This is a genomic window from Shimwellia pseudoproteus, from assembly GCF_016415625.1.
GTDB classification, from domain to species: domain Bacteria; phylum Pseudomonadota; class Gammaproteobacteria; order Enterobacterales; family Enterobacteriaceae; genus Shimwellia; species Shimwellia pseudoproteus.
In genome coordinates, this window is record NZ_WBXP01000007.1 from 25825 (window position 1) to 46165 (window position 20341).

Consider the following 20341-nt stretch of genomic DNA (forward strand, 5'->3'; position numbering starts at 1 on the left):
TTATTCTCCATCCAGACGGCGGCGGCCCATGATGCGCAGCAGACGCCACAGGATCCACGCCAGCAGTACCACGCTGATAGCGGCCAGAATGGCCAGCAGAATCGGGTGATTAGACAGGGCGAACCACAGGCGTTCAAACCACGGCAAGTGGCCGACATAGTAGATATCCCCCACCCGGATCCCCTGCACACCGGACTCACGGATAACCGATACCGACCCGGCAATGGCCGCCCGTTTACCGCTGTCATTAAGGGCGTTATTCAGCAACTGATAACCGCGCGGGCTGTCTGCCAGCAGGGCAATGACACTGCGCTGATCGTTATACGGGGACTGGAAGCCAACAATCGCCGCCATTGCCCCGTCAGAGGTCATGGTGGTCTGGTTTTCTGCGGTGCGGTCACCCTCCGGCAGGATAACAATATCGTCCGCCGCCTGGCGCATTGGGGTTTTCACCCAGGCCTGGGTGGAGGCCATCAGCAAATTGATTCGCGAGTCATCTTTCAACTGCGCCGGTAGCGTACCGATGATCATCATGTCATTGTCGCTGCCCTTCATGGCGCGGGGATCATCACTGAGGGTGAGGTTGCTTGCGGCGATACCGGTTTGCGACCCGATGGTCCCCACCGCATCCAGCAGCGCTTCAACCTGGTTCGGGCGCGGTTTCGCCGGGACCATGATCAGCGTTTCCGACAGGTCCGCCATGCGGCTGAACGGAAAGCCCGCATTGGCATAGACCCGCAGATCAGGCATGGCAATAAAGTGATAGTAGTGGGAGAAATCGATAGTGGAGTTCTCGTCCAGTACCACCTTGTTGAGCACCGGCTGGTAGGTGACACAGTTGTCAATCGAGCCCCCCGGCATCGGGTTCATATACTGGAAGTCAAAACGCAGTTTATTCGCCGCCCCCAGACGCAGGGCCGGGATAGAGACATTGGCCCCGGCATCCAGCAGCCCCTGGAGGATAGGCAACCGGACAATCAGCTCATTCTTTTCACGCTTCGGCAGCAGGCCGAAAGACTTCAGCAACTGGTCGTTCAGGTTGACATCCATGCGCGAACTGTCGCGATCCGGCGGCGCGGTGTAGCGATATTTGAGGTCCATATCAATACCGGTACTGCGCAGCAGGTACAGATCCGGCGGCAGGTTAAGGTTCAGGGTTATTGAACTGGGCTGCAAGCCAATGGACTGTAATTGCCCCTGGTAGGTCTTCAGCTCGCCAAAGGTGACCGGGCTGTCGGTGCGTATCCAGTTCGGGGCGTCGTAAGGTTTGCGTGGCGCCAGCGGTTTTACCTCGTCCACGGTGACCCGATCGCCGCGCAGCAGGACATCCCCTTTCACAATCCCCCGGGCCGCCTGGATCAGGTCGTTATCATCCCGGCCAAAAATCACCAGGGTTTTGATCCAGGGTTTATCCGGGTGGCTCACCATTTCCACGGTTGGCGCGTTTACCGGCGGATGGTCGCGCAAGAAGTCCGGCCGCTGGTCATTAGTAGCGAAGACAATGCTGTTCTGTTCCGGCAACTGATTATAGAACACCGGGAACGCCTGGCCGCGCCACTGGGCCTGAGCCCCAAACCAGGAGGAGAGTATCGCGGCGGCTTTTTGCTGGTTGGTATCCGGCACCCCGGCGAACACCATCGGCAGCGTCAGCCGCCCGGTGTCCCGGGCGTCATAGAAGGGCAGCGGGAAATTGGACAGGTCATTTTTGACCACCAGGGTCTGGTAGGTCAGCGCCAGATTACTGTCCCGGCCAATATCCAGCCACAGGGTGGTGTTGGCCGGGTTTTCACACACCTCACGGTAGTGGCCGATAAACTCGAGGCGGATGCGGTTAAAGTCGGTGATATACAGCGGATCAATAGGCAGCTGGAGCTGGTTCTTCTTACCCAACTGCTCTTTGCTAAACGCCACCACCGACATCAGCTCATCGTTAAGGTAGACCTTAAGCTGAGACAGCCCGGGAATAAGCGAGGGCGACGGGGTAACGTCCAGGTTGAGTACCGCCTGGGAAACCACTTCATCACGGCGTACCCCAAACTCAACCACACCGTTGGCCGAGGTCCCCCGCAGGGTAATATTACCCGGTGCCGGGGCGATATCCGCAAAACGCAGTGCCGCCGCGCGCTGAGGCGCCAGGGGGACAGGCGCTAGCGTGATGTTACCCGGCGCACCAGGGCCCCGGGTGACCGGCGCACTGACCGCGATCGGGCTTTTGGGCAGCGCCGTTGGCTCCGCGCCAGATTGTGCCGCGGGGAAGGCTCCCATGCCCAGTAACGCTGCATAAAACCAGGAAAATTTTCTTTTCATCACATGATCATCATTGTTGAATTATTGTTTGACCTGGCCGCGCACGGCCGAAGCTGCCACCGCGCGCCGGGGAATAAAAGAGACCACCCAGTCCACCAGCGCAGTAAGAAAACGAAAAATATATTTCACCCTCGACGGTGAAAATTCCGCCAAATGGCGGTATCCGCGGAACCCTAACATCAAAATATCCAGCAGGCTTTCCATCGGTTTATCCTGAGTAAAACTGTCCTGCCACAGGGCCCAGGTATCGGCCCTGGCGAAAGTGCACTGGATAAAGTCAATATGCTGGCGGGTACTCATCGGTACCAGCTCCAGCCCCATCGTCTCACCGCAAATACGGATAACCCGGCACGGGAAGGTAAACGACTGCTGGCCGCGGTTAAGAATCAAATCCACATTCTGGCCGTCCATCAGGCCGGTGTTCCCGGCAATCTGGATCCCCACGCCGGACTCGGAATAGTCGCGCACAGTACAGGGGAACAGGTGGCCATCCTCCCGACCGATGGCGGCAGGCAGCGAGATCTCCACCCGGTGGGCGTGGCGTATCTGTTTACTTTCTACCGACACCGCCACCGCCCCGCCGAGGATCAGCAGGTTATAGAAGACCCACGCCAGGCTGACCAGCACGGTGAGGATTTCGTCCTGAGGGCCATAAATCATGCGCAGCACCCCGGCGGCGACCCCAAAGACATTTAGCAGCACCAGCACCAGGTAAGGGCGACTGATCATCCAGTCGATATATTCGTGGGTAACCAGCCCCCCTTTCGCCGTGACGTTAAATTTGCCTTTGTGCGGATTGATAAGCGCCACCAGGGTGGGCCGGGCAATGTACCAGGCAATAACGGTTTCATAGATTTCCCCCCAAAAAGAGTGACGGTACTTGCCCTGGATACGCGAGTTGGCCAAGCTGGCGTGGATCATATGGGGCAACACAAACAGGGCAATCATCAGCGCCGGGGCATAAATGATGTAGGCGTGGAGGAATAAAAAGGCCAGCGGGGCGGTCAGGAAGATCAGCCGCGGAATACCGGATAAAAAGTGCAGCATGGCGTTGGCATAACAGAGCCGCTGGGCCAGCTTCAGTCCTTTGCCCAGCAGCGGGTTATCAAGGCGGAAAATCTGCACCATCCCCCGGGCCCAGCGGATACGCTGACCAATATGGGCGGATAAACTTTCCGTCGCCAGCCCCGCCGCCTGCGGGATACGCATATACGCCGAGGTATAACCCAACCGGTGCAGCCGCAGCGAGGTGTGGGCATCTTCGGTGACTGTTTCTACCGCGATACCGCCTATCTCGTCCAGCGGGCCGCGGCGAATAACCGCACAGGAGCCGCAAAAGAACGTGGCATCCCACATGTCGTTACCGTCCTGCACCAGGCCATAAAACAGCATCCCTTCATTGGGTGTTTTACGAAAACGCCCCAGGTTGCGCTCAAAGGGATCCGGGGAGAAAAAGTGGTGCGGGGTCTGCATCATGGCCAGCTTGCGGTCTTTGTAAAACCAGCCCATGGTCAGTTGCAGGAATGAACGGGTAGGTAAGTGGTCACAGTCAAAAATCGCCACGAATTCCCCGGTGGCATATTTCAGGGCGTGGTTAATATTACCGGCTTTGGCATGCTCATGGGTCTCTCTGGCCAGATAGCGGATCCCCACATCCCGGGAGAACTCCTCAAACTCCCGACGGCCGCCATCATCCAGCATCCAGACAGTCAGTTTATCTTTTGGCCAGTCGATACCGAGGGCGGCATACACCGTGCCTTTCACCACGTGAAGGTCTTCATTGTAGGTGGGAATAAAAATATCCACTTTCGGCCATTGGTCCATCGGCATTGGCAATTGTACCGGCTGGCGGTTCAGGGGCCAGATAACCTGGAAATAGCCCAATACCAGCACCGCCCAGGCATAACTTTCGGCAAACAGCAGGATCAGGCCGCATACCAGGCTCAGGGGATCATTCCAGTTAAGGGTCGCCGTGACGCGCCACCAGATATAGCGGCAGGAGACGGTCAGCGACAGGACTATCATCATCAGCGACGGGAAGCGCCCGGGAATACGGCGGATAACCAGCGCCACCCCCCACAGGGTGAGCAGAAACACAAATTGCGACAGGGGGTTAAACGGCTGGGTAATACAGACCAGCGCCAGGATCAGCGCCAGCGTGGCGGTGATAATCAGTAGCCCTAAGCGCAGCCGGTCACTCAGGCCATTAAACTCCCGTTGGGCGTTGCGCAGGCGCGGGTTGTGCTGGAAATAGTCCGGTAGCGAAAGCAGCCAGTGATGATAGCGCTGGTGCCAGCGGGTAAAGCGCGACGCCGCCGGCGCGCGACGATCGGCGGCCGCCGTTTTGGGGCGCACCAGTATCAGCCACAGGCTTTGCAGCCCATAACGGGCGATGTCCAGCGGGCGCGGGCGATGAATATCGATCTGGGGCCAATACTGCTGGCGCCGGGCGAGGATCCCCTGCCAGCGGGTATTTTCCAGCGGCAGGATTATCCAGCCCAGAGCCACCATCAGGCAGCCTAAAAAGGCGCTGAACGGCGGCGCCCCGCGGCGGCGATAGTGCATATAGCGTTCACCCAGCCGCGCACTGACTGGCGGAATAAACAGCACATCGCTCAGCCGCATCAACCACGCCCCCCGGGGAAGTGTAATAAACACCAGTTCGCCAGGGTAAGCATCTCTTGCGCCGCCAGGGAGCCACTGCGATACTCCCCCACCGGCTGCTTCGCGGCGAGGCTTTCCGCCATTGCTTCATCCCGGTGAATTACCACCGGTAACACCCGCGGCAGGCCCTTGAGCCAGAGCTGTAAAATGTCCGACTGCAATTCACTGCTGGCCATAAAGTTATTCACCAGCAGGTGGGATTTCTTCGCCAGCAGCTGCTGGTGCAGCCGCACGTGGCAATTGGCGTCCGGCGTGACCACGGTGAGCAGGTGCGGGCACATGGCGACCAGCGCCTGATTCAGGGCGGAGTAACCGGCGGGTAAATCGATCAGTATCCACTGCCAGCGTCGGCTTTCTTCAAGGGCGTGCAGCATTGCCAGCACGCCCATCAACGGCGAGTCTGCCGCGCTGGCGGCTAGTCGCTGGGCAGTGGTGAGGGTGCCGAACGGCAGTACCTCTAAGTTGTTGGCATAATGCCACCCGGTGGGCTGCCAGGGCTGATTGTTGATCATCGCGCTGGCCCAGCCCCCGGAGTGCGGTATCTCAATATTGAAAAATAGCCGCAGCATATTGTCCGGGCTGGCATCAATCAGCAGGACTTTTTCGTCCAGCTGTTTAAGTGCCCATCCCAGGGCTGCCGTTACCGATGAGGTCCCCACCCCGCCGCGTTCACCCTGAATGCCAATAATGGCCATCACGTAACTCCTGTTACATCTACTTTTTTTCGGCTAATTCAGCCAGCAGTGGCCAGCGTTTTAACGCTGCCGCCAAATGTTCATTTTGCGAAATGTCCGCATACTCAATTTCAGGTAACGCAAACGCACGCTGGAGTGCCAGCAGGTCATTTTCAAAAGTATAAGCTACTACACTTTGCTTACCATGCGATAAATCATCTACGCCCATCTCATGACTCCTCTAATAGCATATTCGCACGTTTTAATATTGCGTTAATTTTCTTTGAAATGCTAAAGCTGATATCTTTTCTACGCCGTGCCAGCTTTATTTCCCGGTACTGCCGAGTACACTGGTAGCAGTCTATTTCCATTTTTGCGAGGGTGATTATGCGTTCAGTCTTTTCACTGGGTATCCGCTTACTCCCTGATGAGTTATCCCGTATACCCGCTGGAGGCATATGGTGGATTAACACGGATCGTCAAGAGGATGCAACATCTCTGGTGAATACCACCCTCGCGCAACAGCCCCCCGACACCCGCTGCGCCCTGGTGACGATGGATCAACCACCTGACAACGTTATTGCCAGTGAGTTAATTAACGGGCCAGATAAAATATTTCTTTTTTCCATGCCCAGCCAGATAAAAGCACTAAATGCTTTCACTTCCGACCTGTCAAAAAATATTAATCCAGATCACCTTTTCATCATATTACTGTTGAGCGGTGAGTTTTGCGAAAATAGTAATAACGATAAATTAATGACATGGTTGACTATTACATCCGGGTGGGCTGCCGATAACGCCGCCAGTATATTAGTGATTAATCCGGTAAATAACCTCGACAGCCAGACGGCGAGGCTGATGGGCAAATACCGCGCCCTCTCCGGGCTGGCAGATGTCCACTTCCTGGGGGACTGCCACCAGTACAATGTGCTGTGGTGGTGCAACGATAAAAGCATTACCGGCCGCCAGCAATTATCCATAAGCTACCGCGATGGCCACTGGGACATGCTGGATTCTGAAGACCACACCCCACAGAACCACAGCGACGACGCCCAGATCCTGAGCCATATCGATGTGCTGGATGGCGCCCCGGCGCTCTCCGAACACTGGACCCTGTTTCAGACCAATAACGCCCTATTTACTGAAGCCCGCAGTGCGGTGGCCGCCACGATTATCTTCTCCGTTAATCAGGTGAGCCAGGTAGAGCACGCTGCCCGGGCAGTACACACCCTGCGTTTACAGCGCGGCTCCGCCCTGAAGCTTATCGTCCGCGAGAAGGCCGCCTGCCTGCGCGCCACCGATGAGCGCCTGCTGCTGGGCTGTGGCGCCAATCTGGTTATCCCCTGGACCACCCCCTTGTCCCGCTGCCTGACGATGATAGACAGCGTGAAAAACCAGATCTTCCGCCAGCATGTGCCCCATGATTTTGCGCTACTGATGAACGCGGTGCGCCCGCTGGCGCTCCGGGGCTACCAGCCCTGGGAAACCTTCTGTAAGTCCATCAGCGACCTGCTCAATAGCCCACTGACGCCCTTTGACAGCAAAGGGGTGCTGGTGGCCATGCGTCCGGCGCCGGGGCTGCGGCTTGAACAGGCGTTAACCCTTTGCCGTCCGGGCCGGACCGGGGACATTATGACCCTCGGCCAGGGGCAAATTTTCCTGTTCCTCTCTTTTTGCCTGATAAGCGATCTCGATAAAGCCCTGAGCCATATCTTCCCGCTGCCGGTGGGGGATATTATCTCCAACCGTACGGTGTGGTTTGAAGATAAAAACATTGCCGCGCAACTGGTTGAGATGCGCAGCTCCAGTCTGGCGCAGCTCAATCAACCGCTGCCCCAGACACTCGGTATCCAGGATGCGATGAATATCCACTACGATGAGCAAGGGTGGCGACGTAAGCCCCAACCGATTACGTTACTTTCCGGCAAGCAACAGGATCCGCAAGCGTGATGAATATTGCTGATATTATTCAACTTATTATTTTATGCGCGGTTATTTTTATACCGTTCGGTTATGCCCTGCGCCCGCGCCTGCCGCATATTATCCGGCGGATAAGCGGTCTTTTTTGTCGCGCTAAATATATAAAACCCGCCGGAGTCCGGCACCGTTCTGCATCTGCCGGGGTAAAGCCTAAACATGACTAAACCAACCCAAACCCCATTCCGGCCCGCCTGGCAAAACTGGCGCGGCCTGGCCATCTGGAACCTCTATTTCTTGTTTAAATTCGGCCTGTTGTGGACCGGATACCTGAATTTTCACCCGCTGGATAACCTGATTTTCATGGCGTGGCTGTTGTTCCCGCTGCCCAGTGAGAAGCTGCATAAGATCCGCAACCTGATCAGTATTCCCATCGGTATTGCGCTGTTCTGGCACGACACCTGGTTACCGGGGCCGGGCAGCATTATCAGCCAGGGCTCACAGCTGGCGGGGTTCAGCGGGGATTATATTATTGACCTCGTGACCCGTTTCATTAACTGGCAAATGGTCGGCGCCGCCTTTGTAATGGTGGTGGCGTGGTTGTTTATCGCCCAGTGGATCCGGGTGACGGTGATTATCGTCGCCATCATGATCTGGCTGAATCTGGGCTCCCTTGGTGGGCCAGCGTTTACGGTTAGCGCGCCGGCAACCGCCGGGGCAGCCGCCGGGGCAGCCGACAGCCATGCGGCACCGGGGAGTGCTCCTCAGGCCGAAGGCAACAGCGAGATCCCGGCCCAGACCGGCGCGCCGACCTCAGACAATCTGGCCAGCTGGCTGGACCGTTTCTACGCCAGCGAAGCGAAACGCCAGACTGTCTTCCCGACATCGCTACCAGCGGATGCCCAGCCCTTTGATCTGCTGGTGATTAATATCTGCTCCCTGGCGTGGTCCGATTTGCAGGCCACCGGGCTGGATAGCCACCCGCTGTGGTCGCACTTCGATATCATGTTTAAAAATTTCAACTCCGCCACCTCTTACAGCGGCCCGGCGGCCATCCGTCTGCTGCGCGCCAGCTGCGGCCAGCCATCCCATACGGATCTCTATTCCGTGGCCGGTAATCAGTGCTATCTGTTTGATAATCTGGCACAGCTGGGCTTCACCTCTGAGCTGATGCTCGACCACAACGGGGTCTTCGGCGATATGCTGAAAGAGATCCGCGAGCAGGGCGGTATGCAGGCGCCGTTAATGGATCAGAAAGGGCTGCCGGTGAATTTGCTCTCCTTTGACGGTTCAAATGTCTATGACGACGCCGCAGTACTTGATCGCTGGATGAAGAATACCGCCCAGGCCGACGGCCAGCGCAGCGCGACGTTCTTTAACTTGCTGCCGCTGCATGACGGTAACCACCTCCCGGGTAACAGTAAAACCGCCGACTACAAGTGGCGGGCGAAGAAGCTGTTTGATGAGCTGGACGCATTCCTGACGGCGCTGGAAAAAAGCAACCGCCGGGTGATGGTGGTGGTTATCCCGGAACACGGGGCAGCCCTGGTGGGGGATAAAATGCAGGTTTCCGGGCTGCGCGATATCCCCAGCCCGGCCATCACCCACGTCCCGGTTGGGGTGAAATTTATCGGTATGAAGGCCCCGCATCAGGGCGCGCCGATAGAAATCACCCAGCCCAGCAGCTTCCTGGCAATTTCTGAGCTGGTTGCCCGCTCGGTGGACGGTAAGAATTTTGTCGCGGATACCGTGGACTGGAATGCGCTGACCAGTAATTTGCCGCAGTCGGCCATGGTGTCGGAGAACTCAAATGCGGTGGTGGTTGAGTTCCAGGGCAAACCTTATGTGCGATTAGGCGGCGGCGACTGGGTGCCATATCCGCAATAAATGTTTGCTGGCGCCGGGTGATTTGCCCCGCCGTTAACAAAAAGCCCATGCATTGCATGGGCTTTTTTATTTACGCGGCCTATTTACACGGCATGATAGTGCCACTCACACCGCGGGGTTTACTCGCCGTGGTCCTTATCCACCGCAAAACAGGCCACCAGCTGATCACCGTATGGCTTCAACTGGGGCTGTAACTGGGTGCAGGTACCAAAACGCCGCCGGCAGCGGGCATTAAACGCGCACCCCGGCGGCGGGTTCAGCGGGCTGGGCAGCTCACCGGTCAGCTTGATCCGCTCCCGGCGATCGTCCGGGTTCAACCGCGGCGTGGCAGACAGCAGCGCCTGGGTATAAGGATGCAGCGGGTTGGTGAAAATCTGCGCTTTCGTGCCTTTCTCAACACAGCGTCCCAGGTACATCACCATCACCTCATCAGCGATATGCTCCACCACCGAGAGATCGTGCGAGATAAACACATAAGAGAGCCCCATCTCCTGCTGTAAATCCATCATCAGGTTCAGCACCTGCGCGCGCACCGACACATCCAGCGCCGACACCGGCTCATCGGCAATCACCACATCCGGATCGAGCATTAAACCACGGGCAATGGCAATACGCTGGCGCTGGCCGCCGGAGAACATATGCGGGTAACGGTCATAATGCTCACGCTTGAGCCCCACTTTCGCCATCATGGCGTGGGCCTTCTCGCGCCGGGCCTCCTGGCTCAAACTGGTGTTAATAATCAGCGGTTCCTCAAGGATTTGGCCGATTTTTTTACGCGGGTTCAGTGAGCCATACGGGTTCTGAAACACAATCTGAATCTTCTGGCGCCGCAGCTTCTGGGCGCTGGGGTCCGGGATAAGCAAATCCTGCCCCCGATAATGCAACTGCCCGCCAGTAGGGGTTTCAATCATGGTCAGCAGGCGGCCAAGGGTGGACTTCCCGCAGCCGGACTCCCCCACCACCGCCAGGGTTTTGCCGCGCTCCAGGGTAAAGGAGACCCCGTCCAGCGCCTTCACCAGCCGCTCGGGCTGGAACAACCCTTTTTTAACCGGGTAATACTTTTTCAGATCGTCCGCCTGGAGCAGCGGCTGGCCATTAGCTTGTGGGATACTCATAACGCTGGCCTCCCGGCATCATCAAGGGGATAGTGGCATTTCGACTGGCGCCCGTCTGGCAGGGTGCTGAGCACCGGCTCTTCCTGGCGACAGCGGTCCGTGGCATAGGGGCAGCGCGGGTTAAGCAGGCAGCCGTTTGGGCGGTCATATTTACCCGGAACCACCCCCGGTAACGAGGCGAGGCGGGCTTTATCCTGGGCAAACTCCGGCAGCGCCCGCAGCAGTGCCTGGGTGTAGGGATGGCGCGGGGCGCGGAAAATATCCACCGCATCGCCAATCTCCACCACCTGCCCGGCGTACATCACGATAATCTTATGGGCGGCCTCTGCCACCAGCGCCAGATCGTGGGTAATCAGGATCAGCGCCATATTCTCTTTCTGCTGTAACTCCAGCAGCAGTTCAATAATCTGCGCCTGGATAGTCACATCCAGTGCCGTGGTCGGCTCATCGGCAATCAGCAGCCGTGGCCGGCAGGCGATAGCCATGGCTATCATCACCCGCTGGCTCATCCCCCCGGACAACTGGTGCGGGTAGACATCCAGCCGCGAAGCCGGATCGGGGATCCCCACCAGGGTCAGCAGATCAATCGCCCGCTGGCGCCGGGTGCGGCGGTTGCCCCCCTGGTGCACCTTAATGGCCTCAATAATCTGGTAGCCCACGGTGTAGCAAGGGTTCAGGCTGGTCATCGGGTCCTGGAAAATCATTGCCACATCGGCGCCCACCAGTTGGCGACGCTCCCGCTCAGAGATTTTCTGTAAGTCCCGGCCATCAAACAGCAGTTGATCGGCCATCACCCGGCCCGGGTAATCGATAAGCCCCATAATCGCCAGCGAACTCACCGACTTACCGGACCCGGACTCCCCGACAATCCCCACCACCTGCCCCTGTTCAACGCGATAGCTTACGCGGTCCACCGCACGGAATGGGGTCTCTTTATCGCCAAAATGCACCGATAATTTATCTACATTCAATAACGCCATTTCGTGCCTCTTTACTGCTTCAGTTTGGGATCGAGCGCATCGCGCAGCCCGTCGCCCATCAGGTTAAATGCCAGCACAGTCAACAGGATAGCCAGCCCCGGGAAGGTCACCACCCACCAGGCGCTCTGGGCGAACTGCAACACATCGGAAAGCATGGTGCCCCATTCCGGTGTCGGCGGCTGCGCCCCCATGCCCAGGAAACCAAGGGCGGCCATATCCAGAATGGCGTTAGAGAACCCCAGGGACGCCTGAACAATCAGCGGTGCCAGGCAATTGGGGAGAATATTGATAAACATCTGGCGCAGCGCCCCCGCCCCGGCAACCCGGGAGGCGGTCACATAATCGCGGTTAACCTCAGACAGCACCGCCGCCCGGGTCAGACGCACATAGTGCGGCAGGGCCACAAAGGTCAGCGCCAGAGAGGCATTGACGATGGACGGGCCGAAGATAGCCACCAGCACCAGCGCCAGCAGCAGACTGGGCAGCGCCAGCATAATATCCACCACCCGCATGATGATGGCGTCGATAACCCCACCGAAGTAGCCAGCCACCAGACCCAGAACCACCCCCATCACCAGTGACAGCACCACCACCAGGCAGCCCACCAGCAGGGAGAGACGGGCGCCGTACATCAGGCGCGACAGCACATCGCGGCCCACATCATCGGTACCGAGGAGGTATTGCCAGGAGCCGCCCTCCTGCCACACCGGCGGGTGCAGCAGCGCGTCGCGGAACTGCTCTGCCGGGCCGTGAGGGGCCAGCACATTGGCAAACAGCGCAATAATCAACATGATCACCACGTACACCAGCCCGACAACAGCGCCTTTATTGCGTTTAAAGTAGTGCCAAAATTCCTGGAGCGGTGTCATCGGCACCGGCGCCACCAGGAGAGTATTTTCATTCAGTTGCGTCATGATGCCCCCTTACTTTCTGTGGCGGATACGCGGGTTCACCACGCCGTAAAGCAAATCGACCAGCAGGTTAACGAGGATTATCATCGTCGCCACCAGCAGTACCCCACCCTGCACCACCGGGTAGTCCCGGCGCTGTAAGGCATCGATTAACCAGCGCCCCAGCCCCGGCCAGGAGAATATTGTCTCCGTCAGGATGGCCCCCGCCAGCAGGGTGCCCACCTGCAAGCCGATCACCGTCACCACCGGCAGCATGGCGTTACGTAAGGCATGCACCACAATGACCCGCATCCGGGTTAAGCCTTTGGCCCGGGCGGTACGGATATAATCCTCGCCCAGCACTTCCAGCATCGCCGAGCGGGTCATACGTACAATCACCGCCAGGGGAATGGTGCCCAGCACCACCGCAGGCAGGATCATATGGGCCAGCGCATCGATAAAGTCACCGGGCTCACCCCAGATGGCGGTATCAATCAGCATAAAACCGGTCAGCGGTAATGAATCATCGAGGAATACCGTGTCGCTGATCCGCCCGGAGACCGGGGTCAGGTTCAATTGCACCGAGACCAGCATGATCAACATCATGCCCCACCAGAAGATAGGCATGGAGTAACCGGTCAGCGCCAGGCCCACCGCCGTATGATCAAACACGGAGCCGCGTTTCACCGCCGCCAGCACCCCCACGGGGATCCCGACTATCATGGCAAAAATCATCGCGCAGACCCCCAGTTCCAGGGTGGCTTTAAAGCGCGGCACAAACTCATCCCACACCGGCAGGCGGCTTTTCAGGGAGAGGCCCAGATCGCCGTGCAGCACGCCATTAATATAATGGAGGTATTGCTGCCACATGGGTTTATCCAGCCCCATCTCGGCCAGTAACTGGGCGTGGCGTTCAGGTGAGATACCGCGCTCACCGGCCATGATCATCACCGGATCTCCGGGGATCATGTGGACAAACGCGAACGTCAGTAAGGTAATACCGATAAACGTCGGGATGACGAGTCCCAGACGCCGGAGGATGAACTGCAACATATCCCGGGTTCTCTGTAAAAACTTGCCGGCCCCACTGCCCGGCAAGATGTATTGCTCACCAATCAGACTCCCCGCAGGGAAAGGGCCGCCGCAGCGGCCATTACCGGTCACACAGCGATGCCGGTCACCGGTGGTCTGGCGTTCTCATCGGGGGCTGATGCCCCCTGTTCCGGGTCTATTATTCGACTGAGACATTCTCGAAGTGGTGTTTCCCTAACGGGTCCACCACATAGCCTTTCACCTCTTTACGGACCGGTTCGAACACGGTGGAGTGCGCGATGATCAGTGCCGGGGCCTGGTCATGCATCATCACCTGAGCCTGTTTATACAGTTCAATACGTTTGTCGTGGTCGGCTTCGGCACGGGCCGGTTGGATAAGATCTTCAAACGGCTTGTAGCACCAGCGGGAGTAGTTAGAGCCATCTTTCGCCGCCGCGCAGCTAAACAGGGTAGCGAAGAAGTTATCCGGATCCCCGTTGTCGCCGGTCCAGCCCATCATCACGGTCTGGTGTTCACCGGCTTTCGCGCGCTTGAGATACTCACCCCACTCATAGGTGACAATCTTGGCCTGGACGCCAATTTTCCCCCAGTCAGCCTGGATCATTTCCGCCATCCGGCGGGCATTCGGGTTATAGGGACGCTGAACCGGCATCGCCCACAGATCCACGGTAAAGCCTTTATCCATCCCGGCTTCTTTCAGCAGGGCTTTGGCTTTTTCCGGATCGTAGGTGTAATCCTTCACCGCATCGTTGTAGCCCCACATGGTTGGCGGGATCAGGTTTTTCGCGGCCTGGCCTGCCCCCTGGTACACCGCTTTAACGATGGCGTCTTTATTGACCGCGTAGGTCAGCGCCTGGCGAACTTTGACGTTATCCAGCGGTTTCTTCTCGGTATTGAACGACAGGTAGCCGACATTCAGGCCCGGCATCTCCATCAGGTTGATGGATTTATCCTGCTTCATGCGTTCCAGATCTGCCGGGTTCGGGTACGGCATCACCTGGCATTCGTTTTTCTGCAATTTGGCGTAGCGCACGGAGGCATCCGGCGTAATAGAGAACACCAGGCGGTCAATCTGTGGCTTGGTTCCCCAGTAGCCCGGGAAGGCTTTATAGAGAATACGGGAGTCTTTCTGGTACTGCAGCAGCTGGAACGGGCCGGTGCCTATCGGGTCGAGATCGACTTTTTCCGGGGTACCCGCTTTCAGCATGTTGTCGGCATATTCTTTGGAGAGAATAGAGGCGAAGTCCATGGCCAGGTCAGCAATAAACGGGGATTCCGGGCGGGACAGCACAAACTGAACGGTATAATCGTCGACTTTTTTCACACTGGTAATTAAGTCCGACAGGCCCATACCGTCGAAGTATTCATAGCTGCCGCCAGACACTTTATGGTACGGGTTTTTATCACTTAGCTGGCGATCAAAGGAGAACACCACGTCATCGGCATTGAAGTCACGGGTCGGTGTAAACTGCTTGCTGTCCTGCCATTTCACCCCTTTGCGCAGGTGAAAGGTGTAGGTTTTACCGTCGTCGCTGACGTCCCATTTTTCCGCCAGACCGGGGATCACTTCCGTGGTGCCGATTTTGAACTCCACCAGACGGTTATAGATAGGTACTGAGCTGGCATCATAGGTGGTGCCAGAGGTAAACAGCTGCGGGTTAAAGCCTTCCGGAGATCCCTCCGAGCAGTAAACCAGCGTTTTTGCCTGAACGCCGGCAGCAACCGTGAGCGCAACCAGGCTAAGGCCCAATTTAAGCACCCCTGATTTCTTCAAGGAAATTCGCATTGTTGTTCTACTCCGATGTGATAGGTGTTGTGTTGCCCGCCAGACCTTTTTTATTTTTTGCCCGGTCTGTACGGGTGTGCCTGCAAAAGGCCGCGAGAATGGAGAATCCTTTCAGAAGGGTCAGCATTTTCCAGCAGATACTGTCCATAAATTCCCCTTCTCTTGTAACAATCTGTCAACTGTTCTGCTCACAGTCAATATGGCTGCCGGGGATTTACAAGGGATTTGCGAGGCGGCAGACAAAGATTAAAAAAACCGCAAACGCCAATTTACAGCACAGAAAATTATGCTGTTGGCGTTAAGGCAGTGAATAATCCTTATAACCCGCTAAACGGTGGTGATTATATTTCAGCCATTTTATGTAAACTTTTATCCCGAATGGCGAAGATATGAACGATTTATTTTGTTGCGGGGTTAACTGACAGGGAAAAATGCTGGCGAGTTTCATAAGAAACGGATAAAAAACGGCCGGGGAACATAACAAAATTCAATGGAATAGTTCACAAAATAGATAAAATCTGGCCAGCGAGCGCTGTCATCAGGATATTCGCAAATCCGCGGGGAAATCCACGGCGGCAGAAAGCAAAAAACCCGCAACACAAGTGTTGCGGGTTTCTCAGGAATTGGTCGGCGAGAGAGGATTTGAACCTCCGACCCACACGTCCCGAACGTGTTGCGCTACCAGGCTGCGCTACTCGCCGAATGCGGGGCGCATCTTACTGCTACCCCGTATACCCGTCAATCCTTTAATGCAAAAAAATGTTCTGACCGGCTGAAATTAACCCAACGGGTTATTTCTTATCCGCCGGGAGATGGCACCAGTTGTTATTTTCATTGATACCGCCATCCGGGGAGCTCTATACCCCAGGCAGCCCATGATGGTGTCATACAGCTCTACGTGACGGCGCGGTACCTTCATGGCCGCTTCCGCCTGCAGATGGTCCATAGCCTGCCGGTTGCGCGGGTTCTCAAGGTACTTGTCCGACATCCAGACCAGCATCGGCACCCGGAACTGTTCCGCCGGCGCCAGCTTACGCGGCGTGCCGTGCAGGTGTTCCCCCTCGCTAATCGACTCCCCGTGATCCGCGGCGTAAAACACAATGGCTTTTTTGTCGCGCACCTGGTCAATCACGCTATCAATAAAGGTATCCACATACAGCACCGAGTTGTCATAGGCGTTGATAAGCTCATCGCGGCTACAATTGTCGTCCACCCCGACACACTCCGGCTGCCAGCGGGCAAAGCTGCGCGGATAGCGCTGAGAATACGAAAAGTGCGACCCTTTGGTATGGAAGATATACAGCTGTTTTCCTTCCGGTTTATCGGCAATCCGGCGTTTCATTTCATCCACCAGCAGCATGTCGTCCACCTGCTTACCCCGGTTAGCCGGTTCCGCGCCGATTTGTTCGCGGTAGGCGATGTTATCCGCCAGGGTGTTGGAATAGAACCACATCTCGCTCTGCATCGCCGACAGGGTGGACTCAAACCCCAGTTGCTTGAGTACGGCAAAAATATTCTGTTCATGCAGCGTACGCTGCGGGTTATCCGATGCGCCGCCTTCGCGCACAAACATACAGCGCAGTGACAACTTGGTGGCGGTATCACAGGAGTAGCCCCGGAAGGCGGCGAGGTTTTTCTCCGCGCTCAGTTTCGGGGTGGTATTACGTTCATAGCCCAGTATCCCCATATGGTCCCAGCGGGTCGTCTCGCCAATGATAAACACCACCCAGGTGTCATCGTCATCCTGGGGGGCCACATAGGTAAATTTCTTCGCCGGGTTCAGCAGCGAGCGGTTATCCGCGGACTCATCCACCTGGGCCCAGGCATACAGGCCGAGGGCGGAAATCCAGTTAGACGGCAGATAGGAGTTAGCCACCACACCGCCGTAGCTCGGCAGGTCCACCCGGCTCTCTTTCTCATGCTTTTTCTGCACTTTATCCATCATGCGGATCGGCGCCCACACCAGCAGTCCGGCCATCACCACCACCGCAACGCTTTTCAGGCGCTGGCCCGGGGAGCGTACCTGCCGCAGCAGGGTTTGCTGGCAGTCATTACGCCAAATCATCAACAGCGGAATCAGGCTGACCAGCACCACCCACAGGATAAAATGCCAGCCCACCACTTCTTTGGAGAGATCAACATCGGTAGTCATGACCGAGGCAATAATGCCGTAGCCGATTATCACATTCATAAAGGTCATGTAATAGCTGGCCGCCACGGAGAACAACACCACCAGAGATGCCAGCACCCGCCAGGTAAAGCGCCCAAACAGCGACAGCAGACGGAATAGAAAGAAGGTCACCAGGATGGTTGCCATCAGCTCAACGGCGATGGACAGCCCCGGGGAAGAAATATGTCCAGTAACATCATCGAAGCGCCGGAAAAAAACCGCCGCGTTCAGAAACAGGCCGATGTAAACCGCCAGCAGAAAGCATAATTTCTGCTGCGTCATCGATTTAATAAATTTCATGCAGTATCCCAATACCAGAAGAAAAGGGGTTGGTGCTTGTCAATAATCAGACTGCGGGGGGCTACGGTAGTTCGTTTTTGCGATAAATAAAGTTACATTTACCTGGTATTGAAGTTAACTATGCTAAGCGAATCACAAAACCGGCAGAAAAGCCATAAATAGGCAGTGTGGCATCAACAGACCGGTACGGCAGCGCCAGGGCCAGAAACAAAAAACCGCCTGGGGGTTAGCCAGGCGGTTAGCAAGTGCTCACATTCTTTCACTATGCTTTCACATTGCGCTGTGGCGGATAACGGTTCCGCTCCGGGTCATCAGGCGTGAGAGTGATGCACCAGATTGTTCGCCGCCTGGGGGCGACGGATGGCGGTGGAGAACGCCAGGGAGATAATCAGCAGCGCCAGGATAACCAGGAAGGTCACGTGGAAGCCACCAAACAGCGACGCGATAATCGACCCACAGATACTGCCGATACCGAAGCCCAGATAAATCACCCCGTAGTTTTTCGCCAGGTTGTTCAGACCAAAGAAATCGCTGACCAGTGACGGGTAAACCGTGATAGTGCCGCCGAAGTTAAAAGCCACACAACCGATCGCCGCGAAGAAGGTCCAGGCATTCAGCGGGGCAAACAGCAGGGCCGCCATCCCGACCAGGCAAATAATCTGGCCGATGGTAATCACCCGGATACGGGCCATTTTATCGGACAGGATACCCAGCACCAGACGCCCGCCGAGGTTAGCAATCGAGATAACCGTCACCGCATTGGCCGCCGTCGCCACATCCAGATGCGCCATACTCTGGGCAATATCTTTGGCCACACCGATAACATACAGGCCGCTCATGCAGGCGGTCAGGAACATTACCGCCAGCATCCAGTACTGCGGTTTACGCATTGACTCTGCCAGGGTGTAGTCTTTCGCTTCGCCACCGTTCGCCGCCGTAACCTGTTGCAGCGGCGCGTCTTTCATCAGGAAAGCACCGACAATAATCATCACCGCCACCATGCCACCCCAAATCACAAAGGTGTGTTCCAGGCCATAAGTGCCCAGCAGGTGGCTATCAATAAATTTAAAGCCCAGGCTGCCCAGCCCGTAAGACCCAATGGCAAACGCAGAAATCAGCCCTTTACGTTCCGGGAACCATTTCACGCAGTTAGACAGGGTAAGCAGGTAGCCCGCGCCATCGGCGATGCCCACCAGCACCCCGGCACTCAGCCACAACATCATCAGGTTATTGGCATGGGCGGTAAGGTACAGCCCCAGCCCCAGCAGCACGCCAGAGGCGATGGTCACGTTACGCACCCCGAAGCGTTCCTGCAATTTACCGGCCACCGAGGACGAGAGCGCCAGGCCAAGGCTTAAAATACCGAACGAGAACGCCACCTGGCTAACAGGCTCGCCCAGTTTCTCAGACAGTGCACCGTTGAACAGGCTCCAGGTATAGACCGAGCCCAGCGCAAATTGCGTAATGATGGTGCCCAGCAGGGTTAACCAGCGGGTATGGTTGTAAGAGGGTGTATTCATGGCAGCCACCTGGGTTAGCAAAATCGGAAATATCGTCTGCCGGTGAGCTTACCGGATGGCATTTTGTTCCAGGAGAAAACGGCATGAAATGCCGGAGAGACGGAATGAAATGCACCTCAGGCGGAATGAATGGCGTAGCCTGCCATGAAATAGATAAAAAGTGAGTGCGTACTATCGCTGGATACAGCGCGGGCGCTGTATCGCATTTTTAAATTGAATGATGTGATCAGGTTAACACTTCGCGGATAACACGCTACAGAGGCGCGCGTCAGCAGGGCCGCCGGAAACCTCGCGCCTGCCCCCGGCCTGTGGTCGGTGGAGGCATGATGTTAGTGAAGACTTACCCCCTCAGAAACTCGCGCTAACCCCGAGGTTATACATATACCCATCGCCATAGGTGGTGCCATCACTCTGTGACAGTGAGGCCCAGGCCGCCACATTATGGTAGAGGGACATATCCGCCCCGAGGGCAATATCCTTCCAGCTGCTCTCCTGGCCAGACGCGGTTACCGTGCTCATCCCGGGCTGCGCCCGCCAGACATTCTCACCATACTGGTGGTTATAACTGATTTTTGCCCAGGACTTGATAGCCCCGAGAGGGTAATTCACCCGCCAGCCCACGGTACTGATGCTGGCCCGCTGGAGCGGATCGATAACCACCCCGGTGGCGCTGCTGAGGTCGTCCCAGTTCTGGCTGCTATTGTCCCGCTGCAGGCTCACCACCGGCCCGGTGGTCACCGTGCCATAGAGTGGAATATTCCACCCCACCCCCATGGTGGTTGTCTCCTGGGCCACAATGGCACTGCTGCCGCCAAGGAATAACCCCGCGGCGCCGGGGTCCGTGGCGGACGCATTCAGGCGTTTCGCCAGAATATCGTTATAGTTTGGCTGGTGGTCACTGTCCCAGGTATACCGGGCCTGGGTATTGCCAGCACTGTCCTCTCCCCGGTACTCCTGGGGCCAGGCAAACAACGGATGTGAAACGGGTAAACACAACGACACCACTGCCATACGCCAGATAATATGGCGTACACTGCTTATTTTTATAATCGTCATTAATACGACTCCGAAAAAGAGC

14 protein-coding genes, 1 tRNA gene and 1 pseudogene are annotated in these 20341 nt (G+C 56.8%); 3 read left to right on the forward strand and 13 right to left on the reverse strand.

Annotated features, from left to right (window positions below; all coding sequences use genetic code 11):
• Genes bcsB through bcsR form a run of 4 tightly spaced genes read right to left on the reverse strand, consistent with a single transcriptional unit; the run spans position 1 to position 5874 of the window.
• Positions 1-2307, reverse strand: coding sequence for a cellulose biosynthesis cyclic di-GMP-binding regulatory protein BcsB (bcsB, locus tag F9C28_RS04820; protein ID WP_199014106.1), 2307 nt, complete (start codon positions 2305-2307; stop codon positions 1-3).
• Positions 2308-2328: 21 nt separating this feature from the next.
• The gene (bcsA, locus tag F9C28_RS04825) at positions 2329-4935 is read right to left on the reverse strand and encodes a UDP-forming cellulose synthase catalytic subunit (RefSeq protein ID WP_199014182.1); all 2607 of its coding nucleotides are present in this window, start codon (positions 4933-4935) and stop codon (positions 2329-2331) included.
• Complete coding sequence (gene bcsQ / locus F9C28_RS04830) at positions 4932-5666, reverse strand: cellulose biosynthesis protein BcsQ (protein WP_199014107.1); 735 nt, start codon at positions 5664-5666, stop codon at positions 4932-4934. Before bcsQ ends, bcsA begins: the two co-directional genes overlap by 4 nt.
• 19 nt (positions 5667-5685) lie before the next feature.
• The gene (gene bcsR, locus F9C28_RS04835) at positions 5686-5874 is read right to left on the reverse strand and encodes a cellulose biosynthesis protein BcsR (protein WP_199014108.1); all 189 of its coding nucleotides are present in this window, start codon (positions 5872-5874) and stop codon (positions 5686-5688) included.
• 158 nt (positions 5875-6032) lie between these two features.
• Between bcsR and bcsE the strand changes: the two genes are divergently transcribed.
• Genes bcsE through bcsG form a run of 3 tightly spaced genes read left to right on the forward strand, consistent with a single transcriptional unit; the run spans position 6033 to position 9449 of the window.
• On the forward strand, positions 6033-7595 hold the full coding sequence (gene bcsE, locus F9C28_RS04840; RefSeq protein WP_199014109.1) for a cellulose biosynthesis protein BcsE: 1563 nt from the start codon (positions 6033-6035) through the stop codon (positions 7593-7595).
• A complete protein-coding gene (bcsF, locus tag F9C28_RS04845) occupies positions 7595-7789 on the forward strand; it encodes a cellulose biosynthesis protein BcsF (RefSeq protein WP_199014183.1) in 195 nt (64 codons plus the stop codon). Before bcsE ends, bcsF begins: the two co-directional genes overlap by 1 nt.
• The gene (bcsG, locus tag F9C28_RS04850) at positions 7782-9449 is read left to right on the forward strand and encodes a cellulose biosynthesis protein BcsG (RefSeq protein WP_199014110.1); all 1668 of its coding nucleotides are present in this window, start codon (positions 7782-7784) and stop codon (positions 9447-9449) included. Before bcsF ends, bcsG begins: the two co-directional genes overlap by 8 nt.
• 119 nt (positions 9450-9568) lie before the next feature.
• Here the strand turns inward: bcsG and dppF are convergent, their stop codons facing one another.
• The 9 genes and pseudogenes from dppF to F9C28_RS04895 form a co-directional block, all read right to left on the reverse strand.
• Positions 9569-10564: a dipeptide ABC transporter ATP-binding subunit DppF gene (gene dppF, locus F9C28_RS04855; protein ID WP_199014111.1), complete on the reverse strand. Its 996-nt coding sequence runs from the start codon at positions 10562-10564 to the stop codon at positions 9569-9571.
• A complete protein-coding gene (gene dppD / locus F9C28_RS04860; protein ID WP_199014112.1) occupies positions 10561-11544 on the reverse strand; it encodes a dipeptide ABC transporter ATP-binding protein in 984 nt (327 codons plus the stop codon). Before dppD ends, dppF begins: the two co-directional genes overlap by 4 nt.
• A gap of 11 nt (positions 11545-11555) precedes the next feature.
• Positions 11556-12458 carry a dipeptide ABC transporter permease DppC gene (dppC, locus tag F9C28_RS04865; RefSeq protein ID WP_199014113.1) on the reverse strand — a complete coding sequence of 301 codons (903 nt, stop codon included), beginning with the start codon at positions 12456-12458 and terminating at the stop codon, positions 11556-11558.
• Between the two features lie 9 nt (positions 12459-12467).
• Positions 12468-13487: a dipeptide ABC transporter permease DppB gene (gene dppB / locus F9C28_RS04870; protein ID WP_199014114.1), complete on the reverse strand. Its 1020-nt coding sequence runs from the start codon at positions 13485-13487 to the stop codon at positions 12468-12470.
• A 178-nt stretch (positions 13488-13665) separates the two neighbouring features.
• A complete protein-coding gene (dppA, locus tag F9C28_RS04875) occupies positions 13666-15273 on the reverse strand; it encodes a dipeptide ABC transporter periplasmic-binding protein DppA (RefSeq protein ID WP_199014115.1) in 1608 nt (535 codons plus the stop codon).
• A 624-nt stretch (positions 15274-15897) separates the two neighbouring features.
• Positions 15898-15974, reverse strand: a tRNA-Pro gene (locus tag F9C28_RS04880).
• 90 nt (positions 15975-16064) lie between these two features.
• A pseudogene (gene eptB / locus F9C28_RS04885) lies at positions 16065-17743 on the reverse strand (kdo(2)-lipid A phosphoethanolamine 7''-transferase).
• Between the two features lie 311 nt (positions 17744-18054).
• Complete coding sequence (locus F9C28_RS04890) at positions 18055-19263, reverse strand: L-lactate MFS transporter (RefSeq protein WP_199014116.1); 1209 nt, start codon at positions 19261-19263, stop codon at positions 18055-18057.
• A gap of 348 nt (positions 19264-19611) precedes the next feature.
• Positions 19612-20319, reverse strand: a complete 708-nt coding sequence (locus F9C28_RS04895; RefSeq protein WP_199014117.1) for a hypothetical protein — start codon at positions 20317-20319, stop codon at positions 19612-19614.
• Positions 20320-20341 lie beyond the last annotated feature (22 nt).